The sequence below is a fragment of the Streptomyces sp. NPDC014864 genome (assembly GCF_043081525.1).
Lineage (GTDB): Bacteria > Actinomycetota > Actinomycetes > Streptomycetales > Streptomycetaceae > Streptomyces.
The window spans coordinates 1-15,304 of record NZ_JBIBWT010000004.1 but is presented as its reverse complement, the minus strand read 5'-3'; the positions used below and the strand labels follow the sequence as shown (position 1 = coordinate 15,304).

Annotated in this window: 15 protein-coding genes; 9 read left to right on the top strand and 6 right to left on the bottom strand. The window is 69.2% G+C overall.

What is annotated here, in order from left to right; genetic code table 11:
* Window positions 1-207 precede the first annotated feature (207 nt).
* The 5 genes from ACF1A5_RS08700 to dnaA all read right to left on the bottom strand — a co-directional run bounded on the left by ACF1A5_RS08700 (window position 208) and on the right by dnaA (window position 7,203).
* The gene (locus ACF1A5_RS08700) at window positions 208-741 is read right to left on the bottom strand and encodes a DUF721 domain-containing protein (protein WP_392192123.1); all 534 of its coding nucleotides are present in this window, start codon (window positions 739-741) and stop codon (window positions 208-210) included.
* Complete coding sequence (recF, locus tag ACF1A5_RS08695) at window positions 738-1,859, bottom strand: DNA replication/repair protein RecF (protein WP_392192122.1); 1,122 nt, start codon at window positions 1,857-1,859, stop codon at window positions 738-740. Before recF ends, ACF1A5_RS08700 begins: the two co-directional genes overlap by 4 nt.
* 119 nt (window positions 1,860-1,978) lie before the next feature.
* Window positions 1,979-2,854 (bottom strand): phosphogluconate dehydrogenase (NAD(+)-dependent, decarboxylating), encoded by an 876-nt coding sequence (gene gnd / locus ACF1A5_RS08690; RefSeq protein WP_392192121.1) that lies wholly within the window; start codon window positions 2,852-2,854, stop codon window positions 1,979-1,981.
* Window positions 2,855-3,053: 199 nt separating this feature from the next.
* Window positions 3,054-4,184 carry a DNA polymerase III subunit beta gene (gene dnaN, locus ACF1A5_RS08685; RefSeq protein WP_392192120.1) on the bottom strand — a complete coding sequence of 377 codons (1,131 nt, stop codon included), beginning with the start codon at window positions 4,182-4,184 and terminating at the stop codon, window positions 3,054-3,056.
* A gap of 955 nt (window positions 4,185-5,139) precedes the next feature.
* Complete coding sequence (gene dnaA, locus ACF1A5_RS08680; protein ID WP_392192119.1) at window positions 5,140-7,203, bottom strand: chromosomal replication initiator protein DnaA; 2,064 nt, start codon at window positions 7,201-7,203, stop codon at window positions 5,140-5,142.
* A 376-nt stretch (window positions 7,204-7,579) separates the two neighbouring features.
* On the opposite strand from dnaA, the gene rpmH reads away from it, so the two are divergent.
* The 6 genes from rpmH (at window position 7,580) to rsmG (ending at window position 11,182) form a co-directional block, all read left to right on the top strand.
* A complete protein-coding gene (rpmH, locus tag ACF1A5_RS08675; RefSeq protein ID WP_003956500.1) occupies window positions 7,580-7,717 on the top strand; it encodes a 50S ribosomal protein L34 in 138 nt (45 codons plus the stop codon).
* 21 nt (window positions 7,718-7,738) lie between these two features.
* Window positions 7,739-8,110 carry a ribonuclease P protein component gene (gene rnpA, locus ACF1A5_RS08670; RefSeq protein WP_392192118.1) on the top strand — a complete coding sequence of 124 codons (372 nt, stop codon included), beginning with the start codon at window positions 7,739-7,741 and terminating at the stop codon, window positions 8,108-8,110.
* A complete protein-coding gene (yidD, locus tag ACF1A5_RS08665; RefSeq protein WP_356181426.1) occupies window positions 8,107-8,460 on the top strand; it encodes a membrane protein insertion efficiency factor YidD in 354 nt (117 codons plus the stop codon). The genes rnpA and yidD overlap by 4 nt, the downstream gene beginning before the upstream one ends.
* Window positions 8,461-8,463: 3 nt before the next feature.
* Window positions 8,464-9,750 (top strand): membrane protein insertase YidC, encoded by a 1,287-nt coding sequence (gene yidC / locus ACF1A5_RS08660; RefSeq protein ID WP_392192117.1) that lies wholly within the window; start codon window positions 8,464-8,466, stop codon window positions 9,748-9,750.
* A 15-nt stretch (window positions 9,751-9,765) separates the two neighbouring features.
* Window positions 9,766-10,278 carry a R3H domain-containing nucleic acid-binding protein gene (locus tag ACF1A5_RS08655; protein ID WP_356181421.1) on the top strand — a complete coding sequence of 171 codons (513 nt, stop codon included), beginning with the start codon at window positions 9,766-9,768 and terminating at the stop codon, window positions 10,276-10,278.
* Between the two features lie 187 nt (window positions 10,279-10,465).
* Window positions 10,466-11,182 carry a 16S rRNA (guanine(527)-N(7))-methyltransferase RsmG gene (rsmG, locus tag ACF1A5_RS08650; RefSeq protein ID WP_392192116.1) on the top strand — a complete coding sequence of 239 codons (717 nt, stop codon included), beginning with the start codon at window positions 10,466-10,468 and terminating at the stop codon, window positions 11,180-11,182.
* A 69-nt stretch (window positions 11,183-11,251) separates the two neighbouring features.
* Here the strand turns inward: rsmG and ACF1A5_RS08645 are convergent, their stop codons facing one another.
* Complete coding sequence (locus ACF1A5_RS08645) at window positions 11,252-11,599, bottom strand: hypothetical protein (protein ID WP_392192115.1); 348 nt, start codon at window positions 11,597-11,599, stop codon at window positions 11,252-11,254.
* Between the two features lie 400 nt (window positions 11,600-11,999).
* On the opposite strand from ACF1A5_RS08645, the gene ACF1A5_RS08640 reads away from it, so the two are divergent.
* From ACF1A5_RS08640 to ACF1A5_RS08630, 3 genes are all read left to right on the top strand, one after another.
* Window positions 12,000-13,073 carry a ParA family protein gene (locus ACF1A5_RS08640; protein ID WP_392192430.1) on the top strand — a complete coding sequence of 358 codons (1,074 nt, stop codon included), beginning with the start codon at window positions 12,000-12,002 and terminating at the stop codon, window positions 13,071-13,073.
* Window positions 13,070-14,173, top strand: coding sequence for a ParB/RepB/Spo0J family partition protein (locus ACF1A5_RS08635; protein WP_392192114.1), 1,104 nt, complete (start codon window positions 13,070-13,072; stop codon window positions 14,171-14,173). Before ACF1A5_RS08640 ends, ACF1A5_RS08635 begins: the two co-directional genes overlap by 4 nt.
* 329 nt (window positions 14,174-14,502) lie before the next feature.
* The gene (locus ACF1A5_RS08630; RefSeq protein WP_392192113.1) at window positions 14,503-15,120 is read left to right on the top strand and encodes a GNAT family N-acetyltransferase; all 618 of its coding nucleotides are present in this window, start codon (window positions 14,503-14,505) and stop codon (window positions 15,118-15,120) included.
* The last annotated feature ends 184 nt before the right edge of the window (window positions 15,121-15,304 follow it).

The window sequence follows — 15,304 nt, the reverse complement described above, 5'->3', positions numbered from 1 at the left end:
CCTGAACCGGTCTCCGCCGGGTCCCGATATACGGATGGGGTCTCCAAGAGGCTCACAGCGGCACTCAGCGCTTCGGGACGTCAACCCATCGCTACTCAACGGTCAGGTAGGGATGCACAAGCGCGCACAGGCGTACGACGGACCCCTGTCCGAACCCCGCCCGACCCCGCCGAACGGCCCGCCGGGGAGGACTCGATGTGATGTCTGTCACCCGTAGGTGTCGCCCGGTCCCGTGCTGCCAGGAGCGCGCAGCGGGCCGTAGCGGCGTGCGGAGCCGCCGGGTCCGAACACCTTGATCAGCCGGACCGCGCCGTGCCCGAGATCCTCGTTGAGACGGGCGACCAGCGTCGGCGCGAGCAGCCGCAGATTCGTCGCCCAGGCCGTCGAGTCGCAGCGCACGGTCAGCACCCGCTCCTCCTCGTCGTACCGCTCCGGCACGCAGTGCTTGGCCACGTCCGCGCCGACGATCTGCGGCCACCGCCCCATCACACCGCCCACCGCGGCCGGGGTCTCCCAGCCGCGCTCGGTGATCAGCCGGTTGATCGCCGAACCGAGCGCCATCGGATCGCGGCCGTCGGCGCGCGCGCCGGAGCGCAGACCACCGCGCCGCGCCTGCTTCTTCTGCTGCGCCGCGTCGCCCCGCGCGCGTGCCGCCTCCTTGGCCGCCCTCAGCGCCACCCGCGCGAGGTCGACGCCGGAGGGTTCGGGGTTCTTCCGGGGACCCGGCTCGTCCGTGCTCACGCCCGCTCCACCGTCCCCTCGGCGACGGTGAACCGCGTCCCCGCCAGGACGTGCGGAACGTCGTCGTCGACCGCGGCGGTCACCAGGACCTGCTCGCCGGGCGCGACCAGCTCCGCCAGCCGCTCGCGCCGGCGGGCGTCCAGCTCGGCGAAGACGTCGTCGAGGATCAGCACCGGCTCATTGCCCTCCGCGCGCAGCAGGTCGTAGGAGGCCAGGCGCAGTGCCAGCGCGTAGGACCAGGACTCGCCGTGCGAGGCGTACCCCTTGGCGGGCAGCTGGCCGAGCTTGAGCACCAGATCGTCCCGGTGCGGTCCCACCAGGGTCACGCCGCGCTCGATCTCCTGCTTGCGGGCCTCGGCGAGCGCGGCCGTCAGCTGTTCGTAGAGGGCCTCGCGGGTGTGCGCCTCTCCGGGCGCGGACGGCTTGTACTCCAGCGCCACGGGGCCCCCGCCGGGCGCGAGCTGCTCGTACGCCTTGTCGGCGAGCGGCTGGATCGCCGCGATCAGGTCCAGGCGCCGGGCGAGCAGTTCGGCGCCCGCGCGCGCGAGGTGCTGGTCCCACACGTCCAGCGTGGACAGGTCCATGGAGCGGCCGCCGTGCCGGCGGGCCAGCGCGGCCGACTTCAGCAGGGTGTTGCGCTGCTTGAGGACCCGCTCGTAGTCCGACCGCACGCCCGCCATGCGCGGGGAGCGGGCGGTGATCAGCTCGTCGAGGAACCGGCGCCGCTCGCCGGGATCGCCCTTCACCAGGGCGAGGTCCTCGGGCGCGAACAGCACGGTGCGCACGATGCCGAGCACGTCCCGCGGTCTGACCTGCGAGGACCTGTTGATGCGGGCGCGGTTGGCGCGGCCCGGGTTGATCTCCAGCTCGACCAGCTGCTGCCGGTCGCCCTGCCGGACCTGTGCCCGGACGACCGCGCGCTCGGCGCCCATGCGGACCAGGGGGGCGTCGGAGGCGACGCGGTGGCTGCCGAGGGTGGCGAGGTAGCCGACGGCCTCGACGAGGTTCGTCTTGCCCTGGCCGTTGGGGCCCACGAACGCGGTGACGCCGGGGTCCAGCGGGACCTCCACCCGGGCGTACGAGCGGAAGTCAGCCAGCGAAAGATGCGTGACGTGCATGGTCGTTCGCCGACCTCCCCCAACGTGGTGGTGCTTCGGTTTCCCCGGTCCGTCCACCGCCTGTGGACGGACCGGACCGCTCCCGGGAGGTGCCAGGGCGGGCACCCCCAGGGTGTGGACTACTTCTTCTCTACCGCGTGCCCGCCGAACTGGTTGCGCAGCGCGGCGATCATCTTCATCTGCGGCGAGTCCTCCTGCCGGGAGGAGAACCGCGCGAAGAGCGAGGCCGTGATCGCGGGCAGCGGCACGGCGTTGTCGATGGCGGCCTCCACGGTCCACCGGCCCTCGCCGGAGTCCTGTGCGCGGCCGCGCAGCCGCTCCAGGTGCTCGTCCTCGTCGAGGGCGTTCACCGCCAGGTCGAGCAGCCAGGAGCGGATGACGGTGCCCTCCTGCCAGGAACGGAAGACCTCACGGACGTCCGTGACGGAGTCGACCTTCTCCAGCAGCTCCCAGCCCTCGGCGTAAGCCTGCATCATGGCGTACTCGATGCCGTTGTGGACCATCTTCGCGAAGTGGCCCGCGCCGACCTTGCCGGCGTGCACCGAACCGAAGTCGCCCTCGGGCTTCAGCGCGTCGAAGACCGGCTGGACCTTCGCAACGTTCTCGGCGTCGCCGCCGTACATCAGCGCGTAGCCGTTCTCCAGGCCCCAGACGCCGCCGGAGACGCCGCAGTCGACGAAGCCGATGCCCTTGGCCGCCAGCTCCCCGGCGTGCTTCTCGTCGTCGGTCCAGCGGGAGTTCCCGCCGTCCACGACCACGTCACCGGGCTCCAGCAGCTCGCCGAGCCGGTCGATCGTGTGCTGGGTGGGGTCGCCGGCCGGGACCATCACCCAGACCACGCGGGGGCCGGCGAGCTTGCCCACCAGCTCTTCCAGGCTGTGGACGTCCGCGAGGTCGGGGTTGCGGTCGTATCCGATGACGGTGTGGCCCGCGCGGCGTATCCGCTCGCGCATGTTGCCGCCCATCTTGCCGAGGCCGACGAGACCGAGCTCCATCAGTTGCGTTCCTTAGGTGTCACGACGTGGCGTTGCGGCACTTCCGTGCCCGCGTCCGAGCCTAAACCCGGACGCTCGCGCACATCCGTGGGCATACGCGCTCATACGTACGCCCCGGCCTGCGGCTTCGCCCACCGCGTGGTCCACAGCTCCACGGGGCCTGTGGACCGCCACGCCCCCGCCCGTGCGGGCGCGGACGTCAGCCGCTCAGGCGCACCGGCATGATCAGGTACTTGTAGGCCTCGTCCGCCTCGGCGTCCACCGCCGGCTTGCCGCTCAGCAGCGCGGGCTTGGTGGACGTGGTGAAGGAGAGCTGGGCCACCGGGGAGTCGATGGCGCTCAGGCCGTCCAGCAGGAACGTCGGGTTGAAGGCGATGGAGATGTCGTCGCCCTCGAGCTGCGCGTCGACCCTTTCCACAGCCTGTGCGTCGTCGCTGGAGCCGGCCTCCAGGATGAGCACGCCCTGCTCGAAGCTCAGCCGCACCGGGGTGTTGCGCTCGGCGACCAGGGCCACGCGCTTGACGGCCTCCACGAAGGGGGCGGTCTCGATGGTGGCGACCGAGTTGAACTCCGTCGGGAACAGCGTGCGGTACTTCGGGAGGTCACCCTCCAGCAGACGCGTGGTCGTGCGCCGACCAGCGCCCTCGAAACCGATCAGGCCCTCGCCCGCACCCGAGCCGGAGAGCGCCAGGATGACGCTGTCGCCGCTGGTCAGCGCCTTGGCGGTGTCCAGCAGGGTCTTGGCGGGCACCAGGGCGACCGCGGAGGCGTCCGGGTTCTCCGGCTTCCACAGGAACTCGCGGACCGCGAAGCGGTAGCGGTCGGTGGAGGCCAGCGTGACCGTGTCGCCCTCGATCTCGATGCGGACACCGGTGAGGACGGGCAACGTGTCGTCGCGGCCGGCGGCGATCGCGACCTGCTGCACCGCGGAGGCGAAGACCTCTCCGGGGACCGTACCCGTCGCGTTGGGCATCTGCGGGAGCGACGGGTACTCCTCCACCGGCAGGGTGTGGAGGGTGAAGCGGGAGGAGCCGCAGAGCACCGTCGCCCGTACACCGTCGGTGGAGATCTCCACCGGGCGGTTGGGGAGGGCGCGGGAGATGTCGGCGAGCAGGCGGCCGGAGACCAGCACCGTGCCCTCCTCCTCGACCTCGGCCTCGACGGACACACGCGCGGAGACCTCGTAGTCGAAGCTCGACAGGCTCAGCTGGCCGTCCTCGGCCTTCAGCAGCAGGCCGGCGAGGACAGGCGCCGGCGGACGGGCCGGGAGGCTGCGTGCCGCCCAGGCCACTGCCTCCGCGAGTACGTCGCGTTCCACCCGGATCTTCACCGTAAGCCGCCTCCTGCTGTTGCTACTGAGTCCTCCGACTCGGTGTCACCGCCCACAGCGACGGGAAGGACACCGGGGACCAGTCTGACGCACCGCACTGACAGTAGGTGCCTGTCGGGGTCAAGTCGCTCCGAGGGGCGGTCGGGGCTCCGAGCTCGAGTTGTGCACAGGACCCGCTTCGATACGGATTCCACGCTCTCTCTAGTCGGGAGTAGTAGTAGGGCCTGTGGATACCGTGGATAACCACGTTTGCCCAGCTCAGCGCGGATATTTTGTCCACGTCCCCTGTGGGCGGAGCCCGTGGACAACCCAGCGGTTCTGTGGAGAACGGGAAGTTCTGCACACCTCGCCCACAGGCTGAGGGCAGTTCTCCCCAGCTGCGTCCCCAGGTTTACCCCCGTTTCCCACACCCCGCCCCGGCACCTTCGTGTGACGCCTTTCACTCGGCGCGGTGATCCGGTGCGGCGCGTTGCCGAACAGTGGACAGGGATGTGGAGAAGCCGCCGATCACTGGGGACAACCGGCCCTCTCCTGTGGGAAGCCCGTGGACAACTTCGTGCACACCCTGTGGATCAATGCGTCGTCCACAGTCTGTGGAGATCGTTCGTCCACGATTCCACAGGCTGCTGAGCTGGGCGGATGGCCTGCCGACAGCACAGCCTGTGGATGCGATCTGGACAACTTGGCGGTCCCCAGCGTGTGGACGCAAGAAAGTCGGCGAATCTGTGGAGGGCGGCCGTAACCCGGCCCGGATTCGAACAGACGGGGGCGGGCGCGAGAAGCCCGGGAGACGGCTGGGAGACGGCAGAGGGCGCCCCAGGGCTTCCCCGGGGCGCCCTCGGTGGCGCGTCTGGCGGCGCGTGTGGTGGCGCGTGTGGTGGCAGGCGTGGTGGCGCGTGTGGTGGCAGGCGTGGTGGCGCGTGTGGCGGCCGTCGTGCGGCGCGTGTGGCGGCCGTCAGCCGTTCTTGATGCGGTTGGTCAGCTCGGTGACCTGGTTGTAGATGGATCGCCGCTCCGCCATCAGCGCGCGGATCTTGCGGTCGGCGTGCATCACCGTCGTGTGGTCGCGGCCGCCGAACTGCGCGCCGATCTTCGGCAGCGAGAGGTCGGTCAGCTCACGGCACAGGTACATCGCGATCTGGCGTGCCGTCACCAGGGCGCGGCCGCGCGAGGTACCGCACAGGTCCTCGACGGTGAGCCCGAAGTAGTCGGCCGTCGACGCCATGATGGCCGTCGCCGTGATCTCCGGGGCGCTGTCCTCCCCGCCGGGGATCAGGTCCTTGAGGACGATCTCCGTCAGGCCGAGATCCACCGGCTGCCGGTTGAGCGAGGCGAACGCCGTCACCCGGATCAGCGCGCCCTCCAGCTCGCGGATGTTGCGCGAGATCCGGGAGGCGATGAACTCCAGCACCTCCGGCGGGGCGTTGAGCTGCTCCTGCACCGCCTTCTTGCGCAGGATCGCGATGCGCGTCTCCAGCTCGGGCGGCTGGACGTCGGTGATCAGGCCCCACTCGAAGCGGTTGCGCAGCCGGTCCTCCAGCGTCACCAGCTGCTTGGGCGGCCGGTCGGAGGACAGCACGATCTGCTTGTTGGCGTTGTGGAGCGTGTTGAAGGTGTGGAAGAACTCCTCCTGCGTCGACTCCTTGTCCGCGAGGAACTGGATGTCGTCGACGAGCAGGATGTCCATCTCGCGGTAGCGCTTGCGGAAGCTGTCGCCCTTGCCGTCCCGGATGGAGTTGATGAACTCGTTGGTGAACTCCTCCGAGCTCACGTACCGCACGCGCGTGCCCGGGTAGAGGCTGCGGGCGTAGTGCCCGATCGCGTGCAGCAGATGGGTCTTGCCGAGTCCGGACTCCCCGTAGATGAACAGGGGGTTGTACGCCTTCGCGGGCGCCTCGGCGACGGCGACCGCGGCCGCGTGCGCGAACCGGTTGGAGGCGCCGATGACGAAGGTGTCGAAGAGGTACTTCGGGTTCAGCCGGGCGGTCGGCTCGCCGGGCCCCGTGGCCGGGGCGGGCTGCGCGGCCAGCGGACCGGGAGCTCCGGTGGTCGGCAGGTTCGGGCCCACCGGGCCGCCGCGGTGCACATGACCGGAACCGGCCGGTGGCTCCGGCAGGTTCCGGCGGCCGGGGTCGCGCTGGTCGTAGTCGCCGCGGGAGGGCTCGTACTCGGAGCGCTGCTGGTCGTACGACGGGCGGTCCATCGGCTGCGGACGGTAGTCCTGGGGCGGCGAGTAGGAGTCCTGCTTGCCGTACGTGTCCTGCCGGTCGTAGGAGTCCTGTCGGTCGTAGGAGTCCTGGCCGCCGTACGTGTCCTGCCGGTCGTACGAGTCCTGCTTGCCGTAGGAGTCCTGGCGGTCGTACGACTCCTGCTTGCCGTACGTGTCGCGTGAGGGCGACGCGTACGGGTCCCGCTCGGGGAAGCCGAGCCGCTGCTGCTGCCAGCCGTGGTCGTCCTGCGCCGGGCGCGGCCAGGCGCCGGGCTCGGGGCGCTGGTAGTCGGCGTACTCGGAGGGGTAGGCGGGGCGGGCGGTCGGCAGCGGGTCGCCCCCCTCGCCCGACTGCGGGGCCGGGCGAGGGAGCGGCAGCGGCTCGCCCGGGTGCTGGTCGCCGCGGCCGGAGCGGTGGTTCGGGCCGTGGTTGTCGGCCCGGTGCCGGCCGTAGCCCTCGTACCCGCCCTGGCCCTGGCCGGGGGGCAGCTCCTGCTCCTCGTAGCGCGGGGCGGCGGGCGCCTGCGGCTCGCCGACGGAGCTGTCCACCGTGATCGCGATGCGGATCGGGCGGCCGCACTCACGGCTCAGCGTCTCGCTGACGACCGGGGCGAGGCGGCCCTCGAGCACACCCTTGGCGAATTCGTTCGGAACGGCGAGCAGGGCGGTGTCGGCGACCAGCGCCAGCGGCTGGCAGCGCCGGATCCAGTGCTCGTCCTTGACCTCGACGCCCTGTCCGCGGCCCTCACCGAGGAGCTGATCGAGTACTCGTGGCCATACTGCGGCAAGATCGGCAGGTACGTCAGCCACAGGGCACGCTCTCTCACAGGTCCCACGAACGTGTGGTTGCGGGACGGGTCGGGATGTAAATCGGGTGGCGCGGGGGACAAGGGAACGAATCGGAGTCCAGTCACGGTAGTCAGCGCGACGGGTACGGTTCAAGTTGTTGTCCCCAGGCTGTGGACAGTGTCTCTCGGTGCCCGCCGGTTTGACCGGATGGCGTAGCCCCGCGTACCGTAACCAGGTCGAGTTGTCGATGGCTGCTGCCGCCTGCCTCCGAAGGGCACAGGTCACGTCAGGTGATCGGTAAGCGGTGCACTCGGGCGTAACTGCGAGCTACTCGTGGGCGCACGGTGACAGCCAGGACGGCACCCCGCCACTACCCGAACCTTTCTGGAGCCCCCGAGTGAGCAAGCGCACCTTCCAGCCGAACAACCGTCGTCGCGCGAAGACCCACGGCTTCCGGCTGCGTATGCGCACCCGTGCCGGCCGCGCGATCCTCGCGTCCCGCCGTAGCAAGGGTCGCGCCCGTCTGTCCGCCTGATCCCGATCAGGTCATGACATCGTGCTGCCCACCGAGAACCGGCTGAGGCGGCGCGAGGACTTCGCGACCGCGGTACGACGGGGGCGCCGGGCCGGCCGCCCGCTCCTCGTCGTCCACCTTCGTAGCGGTGCAACGGACCCGCACGCGCCTGGGGAGAGCGCTCCCTCGACGCGTGCGGGTTTCGTCGTGAGCAAAGCGGTGGGTGGAGCGGTCGTGCGCACCAAGGTGAAGCGCAGGCTTCGCCATCTGATGCGCGACCGAGTCGCTCTGCTGCCCCCCGGTAGCCTGGTAGTCGTACGAGCGCTGCCCGGTGCGGGCGACGCCGAGCACGCACAACTGGCCCGAGACCTGGATGCCGCCCTTCAGCGGCTGCTGGGAGGGGGCGCGCGATGAAGTACCCGCTGCTGGCGCTGATCAAGCTGTACCAGTGGACCATCAGCCCCTTGCTCGGGCCGGTGTGCAAGTACTACCCGTCGTGTTCCCACTACGGCTACACGGCCATCGACCGGCACGGTGCGATCAAGGGAACGGCACTGACCGCCTGGCGCATCCTGCGATGCAATCCGTGGTCGCTGGGCGGTGTGGACCATGTCCCGCCGCGCAAGCGCCCACGGTGGCACGAAATGCTGCGCAACGCCTGGAGCGCACGCAAGGGCGGGCCCTCCGCCGCCGAAACGGCCACCGACGGGGAGATCCCTTCGAGCCCGGCCGCAGAGACACCGTCCCATGCCCAAGGAGCATGATTAGTGGACACGATTGCCAGCTTCTTCAGCTTCATCACGACACCTGTTTCCTGGGTCATCGTCCAGTTCCACTCGGTGTACGGGACGATCTTCGGTCCCGACACGGGGTGGGCCTGGGGCCTGTCCATCGTGTCCCTCGTGGTTCTGATCCGTATCTGCCTGATCCCGCTCTTCGTGAAGCAGATCAAGGCGACGCGGGCGATGCAGACGCTCCAGCCCGAGATGAAGAAGATCCAGGAGCGCTACAAGAACGACAAGCAGCGCCAGTCCGAAGAGATGATGAAGCTGTACAAGGAGTCGGGTACCAACCCGCTCTCCTCGTGCCTTCCCATCCTGGCGCAGTCGCCGTTCTTCTTCGCCCTGTACCACGTGCTCAACGCCATCGCGACGGGCAAGACGATCGGCGTCATCAACGAGTCGCTGCTCGCCAGCGCCCGTAACGCGCACATCTTCGGTGCCCCGCTCGCCGCGAAGTTCACGGACAGCGCCGACAAGGTCGCCTCGCTGAACGCCTCGATCACGGACGTCCGGGTCGTCACCGCGGTCATGATCGTCCTGATGTCGGCGTCGCAGTTCTACACGCAGCGCCAGCTGATGACGAAGAACGTCGACACCACGGTGAAGACGCCGTTCATGCAGCAGCAGAAGATGCTGATGTACGTCTTCCCGGTCATGTTCGCCGTCTTCGGCATCAACTTCCCGGTCGGTGTCCTCGTCTACTGGCTGACCACCAACGTGTGGACCATGGGCCAGCAGATGTACGTCATCCACAACAACCCGACCCCGGGTTCCAAGGCCCAGGCCGCGTACCTGGAGCGCCTGCACAAGCACGTCACCCACCACGGCAAGGCCCGCAACCGCCGCGAGCGCGCCATCGTGAAGGCGATCGTCGCCAAGGGCCGCGACCGCAACGAGTTCGAGCGCAAGTTCGTCAACGGTCTGAACAAGGCGGGCCTGGCGGCCCAGGCCGACGGCAGCGTGGTGAAGAGCGAGGGTGCCGCCTCCGTGCAGGCCGCGGACGGTACGGCGACCACCGCCACCGCCACCGAGACGGCCCCCCGGCGCCAGCAGCCCAAGCGGCAGACCAAGGCCCAGCGCCAGTCGGGTACGGCGAAGCCGGCCGGTGAGACCACGCCGTCCACCTCGCTCAGCAAGTCCGACCAGCCGCAGGACGACGAGCCCGCCGCTGCCGGGCAGGCTTCCGCGAAGTCCGGCAACAGCACTCGCAGCAGGGCCCAGTCCGGTCAGCGCAAGGGTCCACAGCGCCCCAAGTCCCCGTCCAAGAAGTAAAAAGGAGCCCATCCCGTGACGGAAGGCACCACCTCCGCCGCTGCCGAGGGTGCAGACGCCCTGACCCGCCTGGAGCAGGAAGGCGAGATCGCGGCGGACTACCTCGAGGGTCTGCTGGACATCGCCGACCTCGACGGCGACATCGACATGGATGTCGAGGCCGACCGCGCGTCCGTCTCGATCATCAGCGAGGCCGGCAGCCGCGACCTGCAGAAGCTGGTCGGGCGTGACGGCGAGGTGCTGGAGGCACTGCAGGAGCTCACGCGCCTGGCCGTGCACCGGGAGACCGGCGACCGAAGCCGCCTCATGCTGGACATCGACGGCTACCGCGCCAAGAAGCGGTCGGAGCTGTCCGAGCTGGGTGCGAAGGCCGCGGCCGAGGTCAAGAGCAGCGGTGAGCCCGTGAAGATGAAGCCGATGACCCCGTTCGAGCGCAAGGTCGTGCACGACGCGGTCAAGGCCGCGGGGCTGCGCAGCGAGTCGGAGGGCGAGGAGCCGCAGCGCTTCGTCGTCGTGCTTCCCGCCTGAGCGGTTCCCTGTTCCATCGGCCCCGTCTGTTGCGCAGGCGGGGCCGAACTTTGTCGGGCCGATTCGGCGCATCGCCACCGGATCCGCCCCGGCCCCCCGTCAGCCTGGTCCCGCCAGGCTGACGCATCCTGGTAGCCCTGGTGGTCAGCGCGCAGAGCGCTCTTGCGTACGGAAGGACGGTCACCCCGTGACGGAGGCAGCGGAGCTTCCCCCCGCGCCCGAGCAGGCGCGCGAGGTCTTCGGTGAGCGCTACGCGGATGCGGTGCGCTACGCGGAGCTGCTCGCGGAGGCGGGTGTGCAGCGAGGGCTCATCGGCCCGCGGGAGGTGCCCCGCCTGTGGGAGCGGCACCTGCTGAACTGCGCGGTGCTCTCCGAGGTCGTGCCCGAGGGGGTGACCGTGTGCGATGTGGGCTCGGGTGCCGGTCTGCCCGGCATTCCCCTGGCGCTCGTCCGCGAGGATCTCAAGATCACCTTGCTGGAGCCGTTGCTGCGGCGCACCAACTTCCTCAATGAGGTTGTCGAGCTTCTGGGGCTGGACCACGTCACCGTCGTCCGCGGCCGTGCCGAGGAGGTCATGGGCAAGCTGCCGCCGGTCCATGTGGTGACGGCCCGTGCGGTGGCCCCTCTGGACCGCCTTGCCGCCTGGGGGATCCCGCTGCTGCGCCCCTACGGGGAGATGCTCGCGCTCAAGGGCGACACCGCGGAGGAGGAGCTGAAGGCCGCGGCCACCGCCCTCAGCAAGCTCGGCGCGGTCGAGACGTCGATCCTCCACGTGGGTGACGGCATCGTGGACCCCTTGTCGACAGTGGTGCGGGTCGAGGTCGGGGAGAGTCCCGGCGGGGTGCGGTTCGCCGCGAAGCGTGCGAAGGCGGCCCGGGCCGGACGCGCCCGCCGTCGCCGCTGACGAGGAGTCCGGAAACGCCGGAGGCGTTCTCCATCTGTGGAGAACGCCTCCGGCCTGTGCCTGCTGCGCTTACGGGGTCTTCGTGAAGCAGACGTCCGGGCGCAGGGAGATCGAACGGCACACCTTCTTGATCGTCACGGTGCCACCGTGGCCGCTGTGGGCGGTCGTGCCGCTCCCCGTCTTGTTCCACAGGGTGAAGATCTCATCCCCGTGGCCCGCCCGGGTGTACTGGACGTAGACGGCGTTGTTGTCGTCGGCGAGATCCTTGACGGCGGCCACGCCGTGATCGCTGCTGACGCGGTAGCCATGGCCCCAGATCACCTTGATGTCCTGGTCGGCGAAGGCGGGCGTGGCCGTAGCCAGTACGCCGACGCCCAGCGCGGCTGCTATGAAACGCCCAACGGTCTTGGAGGTCATTGCTTTGCTTCCTGCTTGGTCGAATGGGTCGGCCGCGCGGATGAGCCCGGCGCGCTGGCGAAGGAAGCGATGTATGTGCCGCTGGTCATGCGGCATAAGGTCCCCCGCCCCCGTATGTTCTTGATCATAACAGGAGTGATCTCGGTTGCTGGTTCAGGCATTAGGGCGGATGCCGGTGGAGTGGTGAGCGGAGTGTCGCCGACATAAAGGACAAATAGTTGCGATCGTGTTTCACGTGAAACGTCGCTCACTGCTGCACGGCATCATCAACCGCGGTCGCGCCGCGGCCCAACCTCGCGACCGTCAGTCGCTCGGTTCACTCGGAGAGGGTGCGGAGTTGTCCACAGAGGTGGATTTCTCCACAGAACGCCAGGCCTCACTGGTTCATGACCCCGAAGGCATGGGAGGCTCTGTTCATAGCGAGCCTGAAGTCGAGGAGAGTGAATCCTTGCGGTCCGACGCCAACATCGCGGGACCGATGACCGATCCGGTCCCCGGTCCCCGTACCGAGTCGATGGGGGAGGATGTTTCACGTGAAACACCGCCCCCGATGGACGACACTCCCATCGGTCGTGCTGCCCAACTGGCGGTCGAGGCTCTGGGTCGCGCCGGCGAGGGTCTTCCTCGGCCCGACCAGACCCGGCTCATGGTGGTCGCCAACCAGAAGGGCGGGGTGGGCAAGACGACGACGACCGTCAATCTTGCCGCGTCCCTGGCTCTGCACGGCGCCCGTGTCCTGGTGATCGACCTCGACCCTCAGGGCAACGCGTCCACCGCGCTGGGGATCGATCACCACGCCGAAGTTCCCTCCATCTATGACGTATTGGTGGAGAGCAAGCCGCTCGCGGACGTCGTCCAGCCCGTTCCCGATGTGGAGGGCCTCTTCTGTGCCCCGGCCACCATCGATCTCGCCGGTGCGGAGATCGAGTTGGTGTCCCTGGTGGCGCGCGAGAGCCGACTCCAGCGGGCGATCCAGGCGTATGAGCAGCCGCTGGACTACGTCCTCATCGACTGCCCGCCCTCGCTCGGCCTCCTCACGGTCAACGCGCTCGTGGCCGGGCAGGAAGTCCTCATTCCGATCCAGTGCGAGTACTACGCGCTGGAGGGCCTGGGCCAACTGCTGCGCAATGTCGACCTGGTACGGGGGCACCTCAACCCCACCTTGCATGTGTCGACCATCCTGCTCACCATGTACGACGGCCGGACGCGTCTTGCGTCCCAGGTCGCGGAGGAGGTGCGCAGTCACTTCGGCGACGAGGTCCTGCGGACGAGCATTCCCCGCTCCGTCCGTATCTCGGAGGCGCCGAGCTATGGGCAGACGGTGCTGACTTACGATCCAGGATCGAGCGGTGCCCTCTCCTATCTTGAGGCGGCACGAGAAATCGCGCTGAAGGGTGTCGGCGTCCAGTACGACGCGACGCACGCCCACATCGGCGCCCAGAACGACCCGAGCATGGTGGAGGGGATGCAGTGAGCGAGCGACGGAGGGGATTGGGCCGTGGTCTAGGCGCGCTGATCCCCGCTGCCCCGACCGGAGAGAGGACGTCGGCTCCCCCCGCGGCGGGGGGTCCGGCCTCCCCGGCCCCGGCGGCCTCGGCGCCGCTGACGGGCGAGCGCGGTCTGGCCGCGGCGAACCTGGCCACGCTGCCGAAGGTTTCACGTGAAACAGAGGAACCGGCGACGGTCGACGCCCCGGAGACGCCCGCAGCTCCGGTGGGTGCCCACTTCGCCGAGATCCCTCTGGACTCCATCACGCCGAATCCGCGCCAGCCGCGCGAGGTGTTCGACGATGACGCCCTGGCCGAGCTCGTCACCTCCATCAAGGAGGTCGGTCTCCTCCAGCCCGTCGTCGTACGGCAGCTCGCTGCGGGACGCTACGAGCTCATCATGGGCGAGCGGCGCTGGCGGGCCTGCCGCAAGGCGGAGCTGGAGGCGATCCCGGCGATCGTGCGTGCCACGGACGACGAGAAGCTCCTTCTCGACGCTCTGCTGGAGAATCTCCACCGGGCGCAGCTGAACCCGCTGGAAGAGGCGGCCGCCTACGACCAGTTGCTGAAGGACTTCAACTGCACCCACGACCAGTTGGCCGACCGGATCGGGCGTTCTCGCCCGCAGGTCTCCAACACCCTGCGGTTGCTGAAGCTCTCGCCGGCCGTGCAGCGCCGGGTCGCCGCCGGGGTGCTGTCCGCCGGTCATGCTCGGGCGCTGCTCTCCGTCGAGGACTCGGAGGAACAGGACCGGCTGGCCCACCGGATCGTGGCTGAGGGACTGTCGGTGCGAGCCGTCGAGGAGATCGTGACCCTCATGGGTTCGCGGCCGCAGACCGCCCCGCGCTCCAAGGGCCCGCGGGCCGGCGCCCGTGTCTCCCCGGCGCTGTCCGATCTCGCCACCCGGCTGTCCGACCGGTTCGAGACGCGGGTAAAGGTCGACCTGGGGCAGAAGAAGGGCAAGATCACCGTCGAGTTCGCCTCCATGGAGGATCTGGAGAGGATTCTCGGCTCGCTGGCCCCGGGCGAGGGGCCGGTCCTGCAGAAGAGCCTGCTGGACGGTGGACCGGAGGAAGAGGACGACTGACGCCTCACCCCTTTGACGGAAGGGTTGCGGCTCGACCGATCGACAGAGTCGGGCCGTGTCCGGTATGTACCGGGACACGGCCCGCACTTTGCTTTCAGACGGTATCGAGGCAATCGCAGGGTGGATACGATGCTCGGACAGGGCGCATCACCCGGCGGCACCTCTGACGGGGAGGCGGAGGCCATGCGAACGGTGAGCCGCACCGGACTCGTGGGCGCGGGTCTGGGACTGGGTGCGGTCGGCGGGTTCGTGGGCAGTCTGCTCAGGGAACGCAGTGCTCTGGCAGCCGCTCGTGACACCGCGGGCGAAGGAAGCGAGGAACAGCCGCCATGGGCCGCAGGCTCGTACCGCTCACGCTGGACAACCTTCAGGATCTTCCCCAGCGCTGTCGCGCGTGTGTCTTCTGGGAGTTGGACCCCGTCAGCGGCGAAGCCGCGGTGAAGGCGGGGACACCCGCTCTGGAGAAGGAGTCCTGGATCTCCGCCGTCCTGCTCGACTGGGGATCCTGCGGCCGAGTCGTGTATGTCGACGACGTTCCCGTGGGGTTCGTGCTCTACGCTCCCCCCGCCTATGTGCCGCGCTCCACGGCGTTTCCGACGAGTCCTGTCTCCCCGGACGCGGTGCAGTTGATGACCGGCTTCATCATGCCGGGCCACCAGGGTCAGGGACTGGGCCGGGTGATGGTGCAGACGGTCGCCAAGGACCTGCTGCGGCGGGGCTTCAAGGCGATCGAGGCGTTCGGCGACGCCCGCTGGAAGGAACCCGCCTGCATATTGCCGGCCGACCATTTGCTGGCGGTGGGCTTCAAGACGGTACGGCACCACCCCACTCATCCGCGGCTGCGGCTGGAGCTCAGGTCGACGCTCTCCTGGAAGGAAGACGTGGAGATGGCGATCGACCGGTTGCTGGGGGCCGTGCAGAAGGAACCGGCGCTACGACCGCTCTAGGGTCTTTCTTTCGGATCAGGCCGGCTCCGGGCGACGGTGCCTTCCGAGGTGCGCGATCCAGGCAGGATCCGAAAGAGAGGGCCTAGGCCCAATACTGGTGATTTAGGCTGTTTTCCGGCTGGTTGAAGTGGCTCTGGTTGGCTCGACCAGCCGGACCGTCGGGGTGTCTGGCCGTGGTGGGCTG